Below are 17206 nucleotides of genomic sequence, written 5' to 3' on the forward strand. Positions count from 1 at the left end.
TCAGGCGGCCTCGGCCAGAACCTGCGCCACGACCTCGTGCGACGGCAGGATCAAGGCCCGCTCGACGTCCGCGTCGACCTTGCCCTCCAGCAGGTCGACGAACCGGTCCAGCTGCGTGGCCAGCGGTTCGCGCGCGGTGACCAGTTCCGGGATCTCGATGACGGTCTGCTGCCGGTAGCCGAGGCCGTCCGGGGTGACCGAATCGTGCGAAACGTGCCGGTAGATCGTCACGTCGCGGCGCAGCAGGTCGATCTCGACCATCCGGTCCAGTTCGGACACCGTCAGCGACCGGACCTTGCGCTGCGCCAGCCGCGAGGCCGACACCGTGGCCAGCCCGCTCGGGAACGACAGCACCGTTTCGATGGTGTCCTCGGCCCCGGCGACCGACTGCGGGTGGAAATACCCCGCGCTGGAGGTAACCCGCCCCGGCGTGGCCCCGCCGAAGAACTGGATCGCCAGGTCGACGTCGTGCACCAGCAGGTCCCACGCGACCCCGGTCTTGATCCGCGGCGCGTACGGGCCGTGCCGGCGCGCCATCAGGTGCACCGGTTCGTTCACCAGCGCCCGTGCGGTCATCACGGCCGGGTTGTAGCGCTCCAGGAGCCCGCACATCAGCGGAACATCCTTTTTTGCCGACAGGGCAACGATTTCCTGCGAGAACTCGAGGCTGTTGCACACCGGCTTCTCGACCAGCATCGGCTTGCCCTGGCCGAGAATCTCCTGTGCCAGCTCGTAATGCACCTCGGTGGCCGAGGCGAGCACCACCGCGTCCACGTCGGACAGCGAGCCGATTTCCGGCGTCCACTGGGTTTCGTAGCGTTCGGCGACCGCCCGGCCCGCTTCCTCGCGGGGGTCGATCACGCGGGCCAGGTCCACCCGGTCGTTCTGCGACAGGACGCGCGCGTGCAGCGAGCCCATGTTGCCGGTGCCGACGAGGGCGATGCGGTGCGTCATGCGCCGAGCACCTCGCGAACGGTCTCGATGATCCGGTCCAACTCGGACTCGGTCAGCCGCGGGTGCACCGGAAGCGAAAGCGCTTGCGCGGCAACGGCGGACGCGACCGGGAAGTCCTCGACCCGGGCGTCCGGGATCAGCGGGTGCCCGCGGTAGCAGTCGTAGTCGAAGACGATCTTCGGGTAGTAGATCCCGTTGCCGATGCCCTTTTCGGTCAGCGCGGCGGCGAATTCCTCGCGCGAGAGCATCGCGTGCGGACCGACCAGCACGGTGTACTGGTGCCACACGTGCTCGCGGCCGGGCAGCACCTGCGGCACTTCGAGGCCCGGCGTGCCGGCGAGGCCCTCGGACAGCCGCTTCGCGTTGGCCTGGCGGGCCGCGGTGAGCTGGTCGAGCTTCTCCAGCTGCGGGATGCCGACCGCGGCGTGCAGGTCGGTCATCCGGTAGTTGTGGCCGGCCATCTCGTACTGGTAGCGGGCCTTCATGCCCTGGTTGCGCATCACGCGCAGCTTGTCGGCGAGCGCGTCGTCGTCCGTGGTGATCACGCCGCCCTCGGCGGTGGTCACGTTCTTCGTCGCGTACAGCGAGAAGCAGCCGATGCCGTACGACCCGGCCTGCTTGCCCTCGAAAGACGCGCCGACGGCCTGCGCGGAGTCCTCGATGATCTGCAGCCCGTGCTCGGCGGCGAGCGGCGCGAGTTTGCCCATGTCCGCGGTCTGGCCGTACAGGTGCACCGGCATCAGCACCTTGGTGCGCGGGCCGACAGCGGCGGCGACGGCGTCCGGGTCGATCGCGAAATCGTCGCGCCGGATGTCGGCGAACCGCACGGTCGCCCCCGCCTCCAGGATCGCGTTCAGCGTCGCGACGAAGGTGAACGGCGAGGTCACTACCTCATCCCCGGGCCGGAGGTCCAGCGCCTGCAGCGACGCGACCAGCGCGGTCGTCCCGTTGTTCACGGCGATGGCGTGCTTCGTGCCCGCGACGTGCGCGAACGCGTCCTCGAAGCGCTTGACCATCGGCCCCTGAGCGATGGCGCCGGATCGCAGCACCTCGACGACCAGGTCCTCCGCGTCTCGGACGTCGACCACGGTAATGGGGATCATCGGCAGTCTCTCTCGGCTGGGGAAATCGATGCGTCCGGTACAGTGCTAGGCGCTCCGGCCGCGAGGCCGGAAAGCCGCCGGTGCCGCGCCCGGACGCCCTGCGTGCACGCGGGCCACACGTTACCGGGCGCCGCCGCCAGCCCTCGACCCCAGGCCGTCCCGGCCGGAAGCGACGAACGGATCATCGACTGTGTCACCTGCGGCACCCAACCGGATCCATCCCACGGCAGTCGTCGGCGAGGGGGTGGAACTGGGCGAAGGCAATGTCATCGGCCCGTACGCGGTCATCGTCGGCCCGACGCGGATCGGCGACGGGAACTGGATCGGCCCGCACGTCACCATCGGCACGCCGGGCGAGGACCGCGGCGGCCCGCACCCGGCCGCCTGGGAGGGCGCGCCGGCCGGCGACCCGGCTCAGGACGGGCACGGCGTCGTCGTCGGCAGCCGCAACCGGATCCGCGAGTACACCAGCATCCAGCAGGGCACCTGGCGCGCCACGACGCTCGGCGACGACTGCTACGTGCTGCGCGGCAGCCACATCGGGCACGACGTGCTGGTCGACGACCAGGTCACGCTCGCCTGCAACGTCATGCTCGGCGGCCACACGCACGTCTGGTCGTTCGCGAACCTCGGCATGGGCACGGTCGTGCACCAGGGCGGCAGCATCGGCCCGGGCGCGATGGTCGGGATGGGTTCGGCGGTCCGCCGCGAAGTGGGCGCGTTCACCATCACGGTCGGCAACCCGGCCCGGGTGACCGGCGTCAATACGGTGGGCTTGTCGCGGCGCGGCCTGGACGAGGCGGCCGTCGAGGCACTCGGCCCGTGGGTCAAGGGCAAAGGCGACCTCCCGGACGACGGGCTCCCCGAAGACCTCTCTACCTTGGTGAGGGCGTGGGACGCACGCCCGCGCGACGAGCACTAGGAGCTACGCACATGTCGGAAATCGCCCCCAAGCTGCGCGCGGTCTTCGTCGAGGCGCTGGACCTCGACGGGGACGTGGACGTGGAGAACCTCAAGTACCGCGACATCGAGGCGTGGGACTCGGTCGGCCACATGGCGCTGGTCGCCGCGATCGAGGACGAGTTCGACATCGAATTCGACACCGACCAGGTGATCGACATGTCGAGCTTCAAGGTCGCCGTCGACATGGTCACCGACCTCGTCGCCAAGAATGACTGACCTGACCGGACGCGTCGCGCTCGTCACCGGCGGGACGCGCGGAATCGGGCTGGCCACCGTTCGCGCGCTCGTCGAAGCGGGTGCGACAGTCGTGCTGACCGGGCGGGACGAAAGCCGGGCGAAGGAAGTCGCCGCCGAGGCGGGCGCGGCTGCCGGTCTCGCGCTGGACGTCACCGACGCGAAGGCCGTGTCGTCGCTGGTGCGCGGCGTCGCGAAGGAGCACGGGGCGCTCGACATCGTCGTCGCCAACGCGGGGGTGCTCGAAGACGCGCTGCTCGGCATGATCAGCGAAGACCTGGTCGACCGCATGTTCAAGACGAACGTCGGCGGCACGATCAACACCGTGCAGGCCGCGTCGCGCGTGATGAGCAGGCGCAAGTCCGGGGCGATCGTCCTGCTGGCCTCCATCGTCGGCGAGAACGGCAGCGCCGGGCAGACCGCCTACGCCGCCTCCAAGGCCGCCGTCGGCAACATCGCCCGGTCCGCGGCGAAGGAGCTGGGCAGGCACAACATCCGGGTCAACGCGGTCGCGCCCGGCGTGATCGAGACCGACATGACGTCCCACCTCGGCGAGAAGGTCATCGCCGAGCGCATCGAGGACACGGCGCTGGGCAGGCTCGGCAAGGCCGAGGAGGTCGCGAAGGCGATCCGCTTCCTGGCCAGCGACGAGGCGTCCTTCGTGACCGGCCAGGTCCTGGGCATCGACGGCGGCTTGGTGTTGTGAGCGCGGATGCCGGTTCGTTCCGGCAGGCACGCTCGCGAGCACGACGAGGAGGTTCGGTGAATCTGGTTGGCGAAGGGTCCCGGCTGGTCGACGTGGTCGGGGGCGCCACGCTGGCGGGCGACGAGCTGACGGCCGAGATCGAGCGGTCCGCGGCCGCGCTGGCGGACCTCCCGTCCGGCGTGCTGTTCGCGCGGATGTCGCTGGACCTGGACAGCGTGCTGCGGTACCTCGGCGCGTTCGAAGCGGGGCGGGCGATCGCGCTGATCGACCCGGCGCTCGACGCCGACGTGCTCGCGGGCCTGATCACCCGGTTCCGCCCGGCCGCCGTGCTGGCCGCGCCGGAAGCGGACGCGCCGGAGGGCTACCGGGCCGAGGACGGGCACTGGGTGCGCGAGGCGGCCGATGGCGCCGTCCCGCACCCGGACCTCGCCGTTCTGCTCCCGACCAGCGGGTCGACCGGCAATCCGAAGCTCGTCCGGCTGTCCCGGCAGGGCCTGCTGGCCAACGCCGACGCCATCGCGCAGGTGCTGGAGATCGACGCGGAGGAGGTCGCGCCGACCTGTCTGCCGCTGCACTACAGCTACGGCCTTTCGGTGCTGAATTCGCACCTTATTCGCGGCGCGACGGTGGTAATCGAATCGTCTGGCGTTCTTGGCCGCGGATTCTGGGATGCGGTGAAGGAACACGGCGTGACCTCGCTGTCCGGCGTGCCCTATCACTACGAAATGCTGCGCCGGCTGAAGTTCGACCCGGCGAAGTACCCGACCCTGCGGACCCTCACCCAGGCGGGGGGAAAACTGCGGGACGAACTGGTCGTCGAATTCAACGACAAGATGCTCGCGGTCGGCGGCCGGATGTACGTCATGTACGGCCAGACCGAGGCGTCCCCGCGCATGACGACGGTGCCGGCGGAGCGGCTCGCGGACAAGATCGGCTCGGCCGGTCCGGCGCTGCCCGGCGGCTCGTTCGCCATCCGCCGCGACGACGGCGAGGAAACCACGCATCCCAAAATTGTCGGTGAGGTCCTTTACCGTGGACCCAACGTGATGATGGGTTATGCCGAGGACGAAGCAGGGCTGAGCGCGGGCGACGAATATCGCGGAACGCTGGCCACCGGTGATCTCGGGTATCTCGACGAAGAGGGGTACCTGTACATCACCGGCAGGCTCAAGCGGATCGGCAAGGTGTTCGGAAACCGGGTCAGCCTGGACGACCTGGAGCAGGCCGTGCGCACGGCCGCGGTGGGCATCGACGTGGTGGCCGCGGTGCCCGCGGGCGACAAGGTCGTGCTGTTCGCCGAACTGCCCGAGGGCGACGGCGCGAAGGCGATCTGCAAGGACGCGGCGCGGGCGCTGTCCGAGCGGCTGCACCTGCACGCCAGCGGGTTCGACGTGCGTCCGATCGACACCGTGCCGCTGCTGGCCAGCGGGAAGATCGACTACCGGTCGCTGGAAGGACGGGTATGAGTGTGTTCACGCGCTCGCAGGCGGAGCGGGAGGCGGCGCTGCTCCCCGAGCTGGCGGAGCTGACCGCGCACCACCGGGCGAACTCCGCCGGGTACGAGCGCATCCTGGCTTCGCTCGGTTTCGCGCCGGACGCGTCGTTCGCCACGATCGCCGACCTGCCGTGGCTGCCGGTGCGCATGTTCAAAACGCACGACCTGAAGTCCATTCCGGACGCCGAGGTCTTCAAGACCCTCACGTCCTCGGGCACCACCGGGGCCGGCGCGTCGCGGATCTACCTGGACAAGGAAGCGGCGGGCGCGCAGACGAAGCAGCTCGGCGCGACCCTGCAGGAAGTGCTGGGCGGCGAGCGGCTGCCGATGCTGATGGTCGACACCATCGGCATCATCAAGAACCGCCGGTCGTTCTCCGCGCGCGGCGCGGGCGTGCTCGGCATGGCGAACTTCGGCCGCAAGCACACCTACGTGCTGGACGAGAACGACCAGCCGGACGTCGAGGCGGTGCGGAAGTTCCTCGCCGAGTACGGGGACAAGCCCTTCCTGATCTTCGGCTTCACCTTCATGGTGTGGCAGTACCTGTACGAGGTCGCCCGCGAGCACAAGCTCGACCTGTCGAACGGCATCCTCATCCACTCCGGCGGCTGGAAGAAGCTGATCGACCGCGCGGTCGACAACAACGAGTTCCGCCGCCGGTTCAAAGAGGACACCGGCCTCACCCGGATCCACAACTACTACGGGATGATCGAGCAGATCGGCACCGTGTTCCTCGAGGGTCCGTCCGGGAACTCCTTGTACTGCCCCGATTTCGCCGACGTCGTGATCCGCGACCCGGAGACCTGGGAAGAGCAGCCGGTCGGCAAGCCGGGCGTCATCGAGGTGGTGAGCACGCTGCCGCGGTCGTATCCGGGACACGTGCTGCTCACCGAGGATCTGGGTGTCTACAACGGAATCGACGATGGCGATTGGCCGGGCAAGCATTTCTCAGTGCTGGGCCGGCTGCCGAAGGCCGAGGCGCGCGGATGCTCGGACACGTTCCAGGGAGCGGCCGCGTGAGTGCGTTGGAACAGCGTTTTCCGCTGGGTGATTCGGTTTCGGTCGGCGCGCTGCTGGACGAACTGCGCGAGGAACCGCCCGGCGGCCGGTTGACCGTCGGCGACCCGCGGGTAGTCGAGTTCGTCACCAAGTTCGCGCGCAAACTGCTTGCGCCCACGCTGGCTCGGCGGTTCCCGGAGCTGGCCTCGCTGGGTTTCTTCCTGCGCAAGGGAGAACTCGCGAAGTCACTGTCCACTTTGGAAACCAGCGGGGATTCGCTGCGGTTCCCGCGGGGGCTCGTGTTCCACGTGCCGCCAGCCAATGTGGACACCATTTTCGTGTACTCGTGGGCGCTGTCGGCGCTGGCGGGCAACAGCAACGTCGTGCGGGTGTCGTCGCGTTCGGCCGGTGCGGCCGAAGCCGTGCTGGAAGCGCTGAACGCGGCGATGGAAGACGTGTCGCCGGAAACCGCGGCCGCCGTCCGGGCCACCCAGCGCATGGTCACCTACGACCGCAGCGACGAGATCAGCGGCGCGTTGTCGCTGGCCGCGGACCTGCGGGTGATCTGGGGCGGGGACGCTTCGGTGGCCGCGCTGCGGAAGTACCCGCTGGCCCCGCACGCCCGCGACCTCACCTTCCCGGACCGCTCGTCGTTCGCCATCGCGTCGGTGCGCGGCTGGCAGGAGGCCGCTCCGGAGCAGCGCAAGGCCGCCGCCGAGGGCTTCTACAACGACTCGTACTGGTTCGACCAGGCCGCCTGCTCGTCGCCGCGCGCGGTGTTCTGGGTCGGCGACGCGGCGGGCGCGCGGGTCGCCGGACAGGAGTTCCGCGAGCTGCTCGCTGAGGTGCTGGCCGCGAAACAGCACGTCACCGAGCCGGCGATGGCCGTCCAGAAGCGGGTGTCGGCGTACGGCGCGGCGGTTGACGGGCTGGTGTCGTCGATCCGCTTCGACGGCAACGCGCTGGCGACGCTCGAGCTGGCCGACGCCACCGTGATGCCGCGCGAATGGCTGGGCGCGGGCACGTTCGCGAACGCCGCGGTGGCGTCGCTGGACGAGCTGGTGCCGATCGTGCAGCGCAAAGACCAGACGGTGAGCCAGTTCGGGTTCACCCGCGAGGAACTGACCGGATTCGTGACGGCTCTCGCCGGACGCGGGGTGGACCGGGTCGTGCCCTTCGGGTCGGCCCTCACGTTCGCCGGGGTCTGGGACGGCTACGATCTGCTGTCCGAGTTCAGCCGCCTGGTCACGGTGCAGGCCTGAGGAGCTGAGAGGCAGTGACGACCGTTCGTACGCCGACGCCGGGGGACGACGCCCCGTCCGCTGAGGACGCCCCGACCACCGGAAAAGCCCGCAAGTCCACCAAGGCGCGGGTGCTCGACGTCGTGCGCTGGGTCGCCATCCTCCTGGTGATCGGCTTCGCGGCGAAAAGCCTGGCGTCCAACTGGGACGAGTTCTGGCACACGCTGTCCGACGTCGCCTGGCAGTCGTCGGCGCTGAGCCTGGTGGCGCTGGTCCTGTCGATCCTCGTGTCCACCTGGGGCTGGCAGGTCCTGGTCGACCACCTCGGCAAGCCGATCGGCTACGCCCGCGGCGCGCAGATCTGCCTGGTCGGCTCGCTCGGCAAGTACGTGCCGGGTTCGGTGTGGGCGTACCTGCTGCAGATGGAACTGGGCCGCAAGGCGGGCCTGGCGAGGGCCCGGATTTTCACCGGCTCGCTGATCCAGCTGGGCGTCGGCGTGGTGTCCGCGCTGGTCGTGTCGCTGCTGGCGGCGCCAGCGGTGTTCAGCAACAGCCCGCGCGCGATGTGGCTGTTCGTGCTGATCCCGGTCGGTCTCGCGCTGCTGCACCCGCGCATCCTGACCTGGGGCACGTCGCTGGTCCTGAAGATCCTGCGCCGCCCGCCGCTCGCCGAGCCGCTCGGCTGGAGCGTGGTGTTCAAGACCTTCGGCGCGTCGATGGGCGCCTGGGTTCTGCAGGGCGTGCACCTGTGGCTGCTGGCGAACTCCGTCGGCGCTCCCGGTTTCAACGGCCTGATCCTGTGCGTGGGCGCGATGGCCGTCGCGATGACGGTCGGCACCTTCGCGTTCATCCTGCCCAGCGGCGTCGGCGTGCGCGAGGTAGCCCAGGTCGCGGTCCTCACGGCGAGCGGCCTGACGGTCGGCCAGGCGACGGCGTTCGCGGTCGCGTCGCGAGTGATGTTCACGGTGGCCGACCTGCTCACCGCAGGTTTCGCCGCGTTGGCCGCGAAGATGAGCGCCCGTCGTCCTCTTCCAGTCGACGCTGCTTGATCTTGCTGTGACGAGGGGCCGCCCGGGTTCGGGCGGCCCCTTTTCGTCTTGCCGGACGCCGGTCCCGGCTGTGCACCCGCGCCGCCGGGTGGACCCGGTCAGCGGTTCAGCTGGAAAATCACCGAATCCGCGTTCCGGTAAACCTCTTTCAGGAACGGCGCCCCGTGCTCCAGACCCTGCAATCCGACGGAGTATTCCTTGCCGGGTTCGGGCTTGCCGAGGATCAGCCAGTGAATGTTCAACCGGGCCACCGCGGCCCGGACCGCCGGGTTGGTTTCGTATTCGCGGAAATGCTTCGCCAGCAGGTCCGCGTCGGAGGGCGGGAACATCGTGTCGAAGTGGGCGGCCACGGTGCGCACGCCGGTGAGGGCGTAGGACCACGCGCTGCCGTCGCCGCGGTCGTTCATGGCCCATTCTCCGGGCTTGGCCAGCTGGCCCAGTTTCTCGATCGCCGTCTGCTCGAGCGGGGTCACGCGCTGGTAGGCGAGGTCGTCCTGGTGGAAGCCGGTGCGCACGATGTCGCCGTTGGGCTTGGCGTAGAGGCCGTTGCTCACCGCGACGAAACCGAGGAACACGACCGCGGACAGTGCGGCGGTCGCGGCGAACCGCTCGCGTACCCACGGAATGCGGTCGCGAAGCCATGCCTGGGTTTCCGCCAGGCCGTGCGCGGCGAGCAGGGTCAGCGGGAGCGACGCCAGCGTCATGAGCCGCCAGGGGTCGTCCCACCACGGGCGCGAGAGCGCCATCACCAACCGGGAATCGTCCGACGAGACGACGATGTAGAACAGGCCCGTCACCGCGGCCGAGAGGCCGACCCACCGCATCGGACCGGCTTTCCGGAAGAAGACGATGCCGAGGAAGAGCGCGACCGACATCCACACCTGCGGATGCGCCTCCAGTTTGTGCTGGAAGCCGAGTAGGGCGCCGAGCGCGTCCGTCGCCCGCCATTCGCTCGGCCAGCCGTAGTACGGCACCTTGCCGGCGGCCAGGCCGAGCGCGCCGAACAGCTGCAGCCACGCGACGAACACCGACACCACCGCGATTGGCAGCAGCGCGAGAAGATCGCGGCCGATTCCGCGCCAGTTCTTGAGCCACCGCTGGACGAGCATCGGCCCGGCGAAAAGAATGCCGCCGAACAACGTCGAGGAATGGACGCACAGCAGCCCGACCGCGGCGAGCACCATCAGGAATCCGGTGTCCAGCGCGACCCGGTTCAGGTAGCGGTTCAGCGCGACGGCGGCGAGCGGCGTCAGCGCGTTGCCGAGCGCGAACGGCAGCAGCTGACCGCCGGTCAGCGATTCGTACAGCCCGAAAACCGGGGCGACCGAGACCAGCGCCACCGCGCCGGCCAGCGCGGCCCGGCCGCGGAACTCCCGCACCAGCGCGATCAGCGCCAGCGCGAGCAGAATCGGGAGCAGCAGCATGTTCGCGTCGAGCGTCGCCGGAATGCTCGCTCCGCTGATCCGGTAAACCAGCGCGGAAATCAGGTGATACGCATTCGGGTAGAACACCGGGAAAGCGTCGCCGTACCAGTTGACAGTTCCGGTGCCGAACAGGCTGCCGTCGCCGGTGTCGGCGATGTAGCGGACCGCGTTGCCGTGGTAAACCGCGTCGAAACCCTGCGGCAGGGCGTCGGTCGTGCCGAGCCCGCGCATGATCGCGTACATCCCGGCCACCACCGCGACCACCAGGCAGGCGCCGATCGCGAGGTGTCCGCGCAGGTCCCACAGCTTCGGGGCCGGTTCGTGCGGCCACCGCCGGACCGTGAGCCGGCGGACACCGAACGCGACGCCGGCGAAAAGCACGGTCGCGATCGCGTACGTGACGGTGTTGAACGGCAGACCCATGGCCGCCGCCCAGGGACCGGTCAGGCCGCCGATCGCGTAGCTCAGCAACGGTGCGAGTCCGGCGAGGGTCCACCCGCGCAGTCCCAGGGCGAGACCAGTCAGCAGCCCGGGAACAGCGATTACGACGACAGCAACGCACACGGCAAGCACATAGCAGACTATGCCTGGGCCGATCAGGGCGCGTGCAGCCGGGATGGCGGCACGACCACGCCACGGGCAGTGCCGAGTCGTCCCGGACATACACCCGATCGGCTGATGTCGGCGTAGCGTAGCCGCGCGCTTGACTGGAACGGGTGAGGAACGGTCCGCCTGGGGTCGGCTGGGCCGGTGAGGGGCGCGGGAGGCTGGGGGCGCGTGGTTTACGCGGTCGTGGGGGGATGGCTGGCGCTGGCCGCGCTGGTCGTCGCCGCTTGGCGGCGGATGGGGCGGGACCGGCGGTGGCGGGGCGGCGTTCTTCTGCTCGTTCTCGGGTTTTCCCTGCTGCACCAGCTGTTGTTCGCCACCGCGACCGAGGACGCGTACGTCAGTTTCCGGTACGCGCAGAACCTCGCCGACGGAAATGGCCCGGTATTCAACATCGGCGACCGCAGCGAGACGTACGCGAATTTCCTCTGGCTCGTGGTGATCGCGTTGCCGCGCGGCGCATTCGGGGCGGAAGTGCCGCCCGCGGCCGTCGCGGTGAGTTGCGCGGCCGCTTTGGGGTGCGTTTTGGCGGCGTATTTCCTCGCCAATCGCATTGCCGCGCTCGGCTTGCCGGAAGGGGCTGAGCCGCGGCGGGCGATCGGGATCGCGGCGGCGTTGCTGACCGCGGGGGCGAACGGGCTCGCGGTGTACGGGCTTTCGGGCACTGAGCAGCCGATGTTCGCGTTGCTCGTGCTCTGTGCCGCGTACGCGTTGGTCGCGGGCCGTCCGCTGGTCGCCGGGGTGCTCGTAGCCAGCGCGGTGATGACGCGGCCGGAAGGGCTGGCGCTCGCGGTCGTCGGCGCGGTCTGGCTGGTTTTCGCCGCGGCGCGCGGACGGCACACCTGGTGGGCTCCGGCCGGTTTTGTGCTGGGCGCGCTGGTGTTCCTGGTGCCGTGGACGGCTTGGCGCGTCACCTACTACGACCGGTTCGTGCCGGACGTGAGCCAGCCGCCTGGGCCGGATTGGCCGTATCTCGGCGGCTTCGCCTTGGCGCACTTAGGCTTTCTCGTCCCGGCCGCGCTCGTCGCGGGACTGGTGGCGGCACGCGGACGTGCGGTGGAGGCCCGGTCCGCGCTGTGGTTGCTGCTCGCGCTCGCCGTCGGGCACACCGCGCTCGTGGTGCTCTTCGAGGAGGATCCGGGACTTTCGTGGCGGCTGCTCGTGCCGGTGCCGCCCTTGCTGGCGGTCGCCGCGGTGGCCGGATGCGGCGTCCTCCTGCCGGTACCGAGGCCGCGAGCGGTTTCCCGGGCGGTTCCGGCGGTCACCGCGGCGCTCACCGGGATCGCGGTGGCGGTCTCGGTGTTCAGCCCCGAGGTGCTGGCGCGCGTGCGGGCCTGGAGCACCCAGGGCGCGCAACTGGCCGAGGTCGGCGACTGGCTCGCCCGCTATCTGCCGCCGGGCTCGGTCGTGAGCGCCGGGTCGCCCGGGCTGCTCGCGAGCCGCGCCGGTTCGCACGTGCTGGTGGTCGGGCTGGACGCGGAGCGGTCGACGCTCGCCGTGCCCGGCCGGTCCGGGTACGCCGACCGCCAGGATTGCGCCGACGACCTGCCCGCCTGGTACCGCGTCGCGACCTTCCGGCGCACCGGGACGCCGTTCTGGATCTCGGTCTACCCGCGCGCCGACGACGCCAGCCGGCTCGTCGGCGAGCTCGACCGCGCCCCGGACTTCCGCTACGTGTCCTGCCCCTGAAGTGTGGCGGAGCCGACCCGCGCAACCTACCGGCGGGAAACTTACGGTCCCGTAGCCTTGGGCGCATGGCTGACTTCGTGTACCCGCCCGTCCTGGTCGCCGCGCGGCTGATGTTCCGGCTGCTCGACAACCGCCTCCGGGTGACCGGCGCCGAACACGTGCCCGCCCGCGGCGGTGCGGTGCTGGCCTGCACGCACGTCAGCTACCTGGACTTCATCTACTGCGGCCTCGGCGCCCGTCCGGCGAAGCGGCTCGTGCGGTTCATGGCGAAGCAGGAGATCTTCGGCAACCCGGTCGCCGGTCCGCTGATGCGCGGCATGCACCACATCCCGGTGGACCGCGCCGCCGGGCAGGCGTCCTACGACGAGGCCGTGGCACGGCTGCGCGCGGGCGAGGTCGTCGGTGTCTTCCCGGAGGCCACGATCAGCCAGTCGTTCACCGTGAAGGACCTCAAGACCGGCGCGGTCCGGATGGCCGCGGAGGCGGGCGTGCCGGTGGTGCCGATGGCGCTGTGGGGCACGCAGCGGCTGTGGACGAAGGGCCGCCCCCGGGACCTCACCCGCAGGCACGTGCCGATTTCGGTGGTGATCGGCGAGCCGATGCGCCCCGGCCCGGAGGACTCGTGCGAAGCGCTGACGACGGACCTGCGCGCCCGGATGTCGGAGCTGCTCGAGAAGGCTCAGGCGGAGTACCCAGAGGCTCCGGAGAGCGACGCCGAACGCTGGTGGCTGCCCGCGCACCTCGGCGGCAGCGCGCCGACGCCGGAAGAAGCTGCTGCGCTCGACCGCCGCTCGTGACCTGCTGAGCGCCCCAATGCCACATTGGGTGCGCTCAGCGCACCGAACGCCACATTGGGTGCGTCAGATGCACCCAATGCCACATTGGGGCGCTTAGAACCAGCGCTCCAGCACCTGCGCCACCCCGTCCTCCGCGGCCGGCCCGGTCACCTCGTCCGCCACCGCCAGCACGGTCGGGTGCCCGTTGGCCATCGCGACGCCGTGCCCGGCCCACTGCAGCATCTCGACGTCGTTGGGCATGTCGCCGAAAGCGATCACCGACGACTGGGGCACGTCGAAGCGTTCGGCGATGTCCGCGAGGCCGGTCGCCTTCGTCACGCCGTGCGCGGACAGTTCGATCAGGCCGCCGGAGGACGAGTACGTGACGTCCACCGCCCCGTCGAGCACCGCGCTCGTCGCCTCGGCCATTTCCTCCGACGTCATCCCGCGGCGGCTCACCAGCAGCTTGATCGCGGTTTTCCCGAGCACCTCGGCGCGCGGCGCGATCCGGCTCTCCTCCTCGCCCCACGGGTTGTGGTACTCCGGCTCGATCACGAAATTGCGCAGTTCGTGGTCCACCGAGCCGGTGCTGATCCGTTCCGCCGCGAGCCGGCAGCCGGGCAGTGCCTTGTCGAGCGCGGAGGCCAGGTCGTGCAGCAGTTTCGGCTCGAGTTCCCCGTGCACCGCGACCACCGTGTCGGTGCCGATGTCCAGCAGCACCGCTCCGTTGGCGCACACCGCGTAGCCGGTCAGCCCGAGCGGTCCGGCGATCGGCGCGATCCAGCGCGGCGGGCGGCCGGTGCACAGCACGAACGGCACGTCGTCGGCCAGCACCCGCTGCACGACCGACACCGTGCGAGGGGTCACTTGTTCGCTGGGACCGAGCAGGGTGCCGTCGACATCGGACGCGATCAACCGGGGTTTCTCCACCCGTCCCATTCTCCCGGTCGCCGCCCGTTCGAGCGAATGTCAGTGCCGGACGTTACGGTCGGCGTCGTGCGAGCAGGCATCGTAATTCTTCCTGAAGACCGCTGGTGGGCGGCGGAGCCGAAGTGGCGCGCGGCCGAGGAGTACGGCTTCGACCACGCGTGGACCTACGACCATCTCGGCTGGCGATCGCTGGTCGACGGGCCGTGGTTCTCCGCTGTGCCCACCCTCACCGCGGCCGCCATGGTCACCTCCACGATCCGGCTGGGCACCTTCGTCGCCTCTCCGGTCGCGCGGCACCCGGTGCCGTTCGCGCGCGAGCTGATCACCCTCGACGACGTGTCCGACGGGCGGTTCGTGCTGGGCGTCGGAGCCGGCGTGGACAGTTCGCGGTACGACGCGCAGGTGCTCGCCGCCCCGGAGCTGACCGCGCGGCAGCGGGTCGACCGCTTCACCGAGTTCGTCGAGGCCCTCGACGGACTGCTGATGACCGACAACTTCGACTTCTCCGGCGAGTACTACTCCGCGCGCGGCGCGCGGAACCTGCCCGGCACGGTGCAGCGGCCCCGGCTGCCGTTCCTGGTCGCGGCCAACGGCCCGCGCACCATGACGCTGGCCGCGCGGTTCGGGGCGGGCTGGGTCACCACCGGGCGCGGCGGGGCCACCCTCGACGAATGGTGGACCGGCATCGCGGACCTGGTCCGCACGTTCGACCAGCGGCTCGAAGCGGCCGGCCGCGAACCGGCGGGCATCCAGCGGTACCTGAGCCTCGACGCGGCGCCGGTGTTCTCGCTCAGCAGCGTCGCGGCGTTCCGCGAGGCCGCCGAGCGGGCCCGGGAGCTGGGCTTCACCGACGTCATCGCGCACTGGCCGCGCTCGAGCGGGCCGTACGAGGGGCACGAATCGGTGCTGGAAAAGGTCGTCGAGGAAGTGCTGCCGAGCCTTAAGGCGGAGTGACTGCTCGTGGCCGCGGCGGGGGAGGCCGCGGCCACGAACCTCACTTGACGATCGTGTAGATCTGCGCGCCGGGGTTGCGGTAGACGAGGCGCAGGAAATCGCTGCCCATGAGGTCGCGCAGCCCGGGGGCGATCGGCGCGCCCTTGGCGATCGAGCCGCTGCCGATCAGCACGTGGCGCACCTTCAGCCGCTGCACCGCTTCGCGCACGCGGACGTCGACGTCGTAGTCGCGGAAGTGCAGCGCGAGATACGTCGCGTCCGGCGAGACCGGGCCGCCGCCGTCGTAGTGGCCGGCGACCGGGTGCACGCCGGTCAGCGCGTACATCCACGCGGTGCCGTCCAGCCGGTCGTTGAGCACCTTCTCGTCCGACGGGATGTGCATCCGGCCGAGGAAGTCCATGGCCGCGATCTCGTCCGGGCTGACCGGCGGCGTGACCTCGCCCTCCGGCCCGTTGTAGTACAGGAACGACACCGCGGTGGCGTTCGCGGTGCGGTAGAAACCGCCGGTCAGCACCGCCGTCACGGCCACGACGACCGCCGCCGCCGCGATCCCGAGCCGGGAGACCACCTTCGGCCGCGCCTTCGCCCAGCTGATCGAGCGGATCACCTGCGCGATCCAGCGCTGCAGTTCCGCCATGCCGTGCCCGGCGAGCAGGCACAGCGGGATCGCGGCCAGCGCCATCAGCCGGAACCGGTCGTTCCACCACGGCCGCGACAGCGAGATCACCAGCGGCGACGCGCCGTACGACGTGACCAGCACGAACAGCCCGGACAGGCCGATCGCGGAGATGATCAGCCAGCGCAGCCTGCCGAGCGTGCGGAAGCTCAGCACGCCGACCACGAGCAGCACGGTGAGCCACAGCTGCGGTTTGTGCAGCACCTGCTGGAACGTGCCGAGCATGTTCAGCGCGGACAGGACCGGCAGGTCCGAATTCCACGGCTGATACGGGTACGCGCCCGAGGTGAAGCTGATCGCGCCCAGGATCTGCGGCGCGGCGAAGACGACCGCGAACACCATGACCGGCACCGTGCGCACGATGTCGCCGCCGATCACGCGCAGCCCGCTGCGGCCCTCGGGCACACCGTCGACGCGAAGCCGGCGAAGCGAGCGATACCAACGCTGCAGAACCAGCGGCGCCGCGAAGAGGACCCCGCCGAACAGCGCGCTGGAGTGCGCGCAGAGCAGGCCGTCCGCGGTCAGCGCGAACACCAGGCCGGTGTCGACGCCCGGGCGTACGAGGAAGCGTTGCAGCGCGACCACCGTCAGCGGCGTGAGAACGATGCCCAGCGCGTACGGCAGCAGGCCGCTCGACACGGACTCGTACGCGCCTGTCGTGGCCGCAGCGGCGATGAGGGCCGCGCAGCCCGCGAAGACCGCACGGCCGCCCATCTGGCGGACCAAGGCGACCATCGAGAGCGCGAAGATGCCCGCGACCGGCATGGTGATGGCGTTCAGCGTGACCGGGATGCTCGTCCCGGAGATCTGGTACACCAGCGCGCCGACCAGGTGATAGCCGTTCGGGTAGAACGAACCGTCCGGGTACCAGTTGATCTTGCCCATGCCGATGAGCGAGCCGTCGCCGGTGTCGGCGATGTAGCGGATGCCGTTCGCGTGGAAGACGGTGTCCCAGCGCTGGAAGACCGCCGTCGTCCCGCCGCGCGCGGACAGCACCACGGCGATCGACAGCGCCGTCGCCACCGCGACGCACGCGGCCACCGACCACTGCGCCCGCGCGCTCCAGGCGACCGGAGGCTCCTCCGCTCCCGGGGTGATCCAGCCGCGGACGAGGCACAGCCGCCGGATCCCCCACGCGACCCCGGCCAGCAGCAGGGTGCACGCCGAGGCCGTGAAGACGTTGTACGGAAGACCGACAGTCGACAACCAGGGCCCAGCCAGGCCGGTGACGGCATAGCTGAGCAGCGGCGCGAGCCCGGCGAGGGCCCACCCGCGCACTCCCGCGGCCCGGCCGATGAGGCCGCCCGGGACTGCCAGCACGGCCAGGTAAGCGGCGACCGCGCCGAGATAGGTCCAGAAGGTGTCTGGTGCAGGCATGCTTCTCACGTGTGTAGTGCCGGTAAAACC

The 17206-nt window shown here is 70.3% G+C and carries 15 protein-coding genes; 10 read left to right on the top strand and 5 right to left on the bottom strand.

Going from position 1 to position 17206, the window contains the following annotated elements:
- Entirely contained in the window at positions 1–954 is a 954-nt protein-coding gene (locus CU254_RS40245) for a Gfo/Idh/MocA family protein (RefSeq protein ID WP_009085843.1), read from the bottom strand.
- A complete protein-coding gene (locus CU254_RS40250) occupies positions 951–2057 on the bottom strand; it encodes a DegT/DnrJ/EryC1/StrS aminotransferase family protein (protein ID WP_009085845.1) in 1107 nt (368 codons plus the stop codon). Before CU254_RS40250 ends, CU254_RS40245 begins: the two co-directional genes overlap by 4 nt.
- 190 nt (positions 2058–2247) lie before the next feature.
- Between CU254_RS40250 and CU254_RS40255 the strand changes: the two genes are divergently transcribed.
- Genes CU254_RS40255 through CU254_RS40285 form a run of 7 tightly spaced genes read left to right on the top strand, consistent with a single transcriptional unit; the run spans position 2248 to position 8744 of the window.
- A complete protein-coding gene (locus CU254_RS40255) occupies positions 2248–2979 on the top strand; it encodes a UDP-N-acetylglucosamine acyltransferase (protein WP_009085847.1) in 732 nt (243 codons plus the stop codon).
- Positions 2980–2990: 11 nt separating this feature from the next.
- Positions 2991–3236 (top strand): acyl carrier protein, encoded by a 246-nt coding sequence (locus CU254_RS40260; protein ID WP_037718988.1) that lies wholly within the window; start codon positions 2991–2993, stop codon positions 3234–3236.
- On the top strand, positions 3229–3960 hold the full coding sequence (locus tag CU254_RS40265) for an SDR family NAD(P)-dependent oxidoreductase (RefSeq protein ID WP_009085851.1): 732 nt from the start codon (positions 3229–3231) through the stop codon (positions 3958–3960). Before CU254_RS40260 ends, CU254_RS40265 begins: the two co-directional genes overlap by 8 nt.
- A gap of 56 nt (positions 3961–4016) precedes the next feature.
- Entirely contained in the window at positions 4017–5426 is a 1410-nt protein-coding gene (locus tag CU254_RS40270; protein ID WP_037718990.1) for an AMP-binding protein, read from the top strand.
- A complete protein-coding gene (locus tag CU254_RS40275; protein WP_009085854.1) occupies positions 5423–6475 on the top strand; it encodes an acyl-protein synthetase in 1053 nt (350 codons plus the stop codon). The genes CU254_RS40270 and CU254_RS40275 overlap by 4 nt, the downstream gene beginning before the upstream one ends.
- The gene (locus tag CU254_RS40280) at positions 6472–7716 is read left to right on the top strand and encodes an acyl-CoA reductase (RefSeq protein ID WP_009085855.1); all 1245 of its coding nucleotides are present in this window, start codon (positions 6472–6474) and stop codon (positions 7714–7716) included. Before CU254_RS40275 ends, CU254_RS40280 begins: the two co-directional genes overlap by 4 nt.
- A 14-nt stretch (positions 7717–7730) precedes the next feature.
- Positions 7731–8744 carry a lysylphosphatidylglycerol synthase transmembrane domain-containing protein gene (locus CU254_RS40285; RefSeq protein WP_009085857.1) on the top strand — a complete coding sequence of 338 codons (1014 nt, stop codon included), beginning with the start codon at positions 7731–7733 and terminating at the stop codon, positions 8742–8744.
- Positions 8745–8842: 98 nt separating this feature from the next.
- Here the strand turns inward: CU254_RS40285 and CU254_RS40290 are convergent, their stop codons facing one another.
- Positions 8843–10741: a DUF6541 family protein gene (locus CU254_RS40290; RefSeq protein ID WP_078561234.1), complete on the bottom strand. Its 1899-nt coding sequence runs from the start codon at positions 10739–10741 to the stop codon at positions 8843–8845.
- Positions 10742–10945: 204 nt separating this feature from the next.
- On the opposite strand from CU254_RS40290, the gene CU254_RS40295 reads away from it, so the two are divergent.
- Positions 10946–12463 carry a hypothetical protein gene (locus CU254_RS40295; protein ID WP_037718992.1) on the top strand — a complete coding sequence of 506 codons (1518 nt, stop codon included), beginning with the start codon at positions 10946–10948 and terminating at the stop codon, positions 12461–12463.
- A 65-nt stretch (positions 12464–12528) separates the two neighbouring features.
- Positions 12529–13260 (top strand): 1-acyl-sn-glycerol-3-phosphate acyltransferase, encoded by a 732-nt coding sequence (locus CU254_RS40300; RefSeq protein ID WP_009085861.1) that lies wholly within the window; start codon positions 12529–12531, stop codon positions 13258–13260.
- A 93-nt stretch (positions 13261–13353) separates the two neighbouring features.
- Here the strand turns inward: CU254_RS40300 and CU254_RS40305 are convergent, their stop codons facing one another.
- Entirely contained in the window at positions 13354–14178 is an 825-nt protein-coding gene (locus CU254_RS40305; RefSeq protein WP_009085864.1) for an HAD family hydrolase, read from the bottom strand.
- Between the two features lie 57 nt (positions 14179–14235).
- Between CU254_RS40305 and CU254_RS40310 the strand changes: the two genes are divergently transcribed.
- Complete coding sequence (locus tag CU254_RS40310; RefSeq protein WP_037719109.1) at positions 14236–15123, top strand: LLM class flavin-dependent oxidoreductase; 888 nt, start codon at positions 14236–14238, stop codon at positions 15121–15123.
- A gap of 40 nt (positions 15124–15163) precedes the next feature.
- Here CU254_RS40310 and CU254_RS40315 read toward each other — a convergent pair whose 3' ends face one another.
- On the bottom strand, positions 15164–17176 hold the full coding sequence (locus CU254_RS40315; RefSeq protein ID WP_037718995.1) for a DUF6541 family protein: 2013 nt from the start codon (positions 17174–17176) through the stop codon (positions 15164–15166).
- Positions 17177–17206: the final 30 nt, after the last annotated feature.

The organism is Amycolatopsis sp. AA4 (assembly GCF_002796545.1).
Lineage (GTDB): Bacteria > Actinomycetota > Actinomycetes > Mycobacteriales > Pseudonocardiaceae > Amycolatopsis.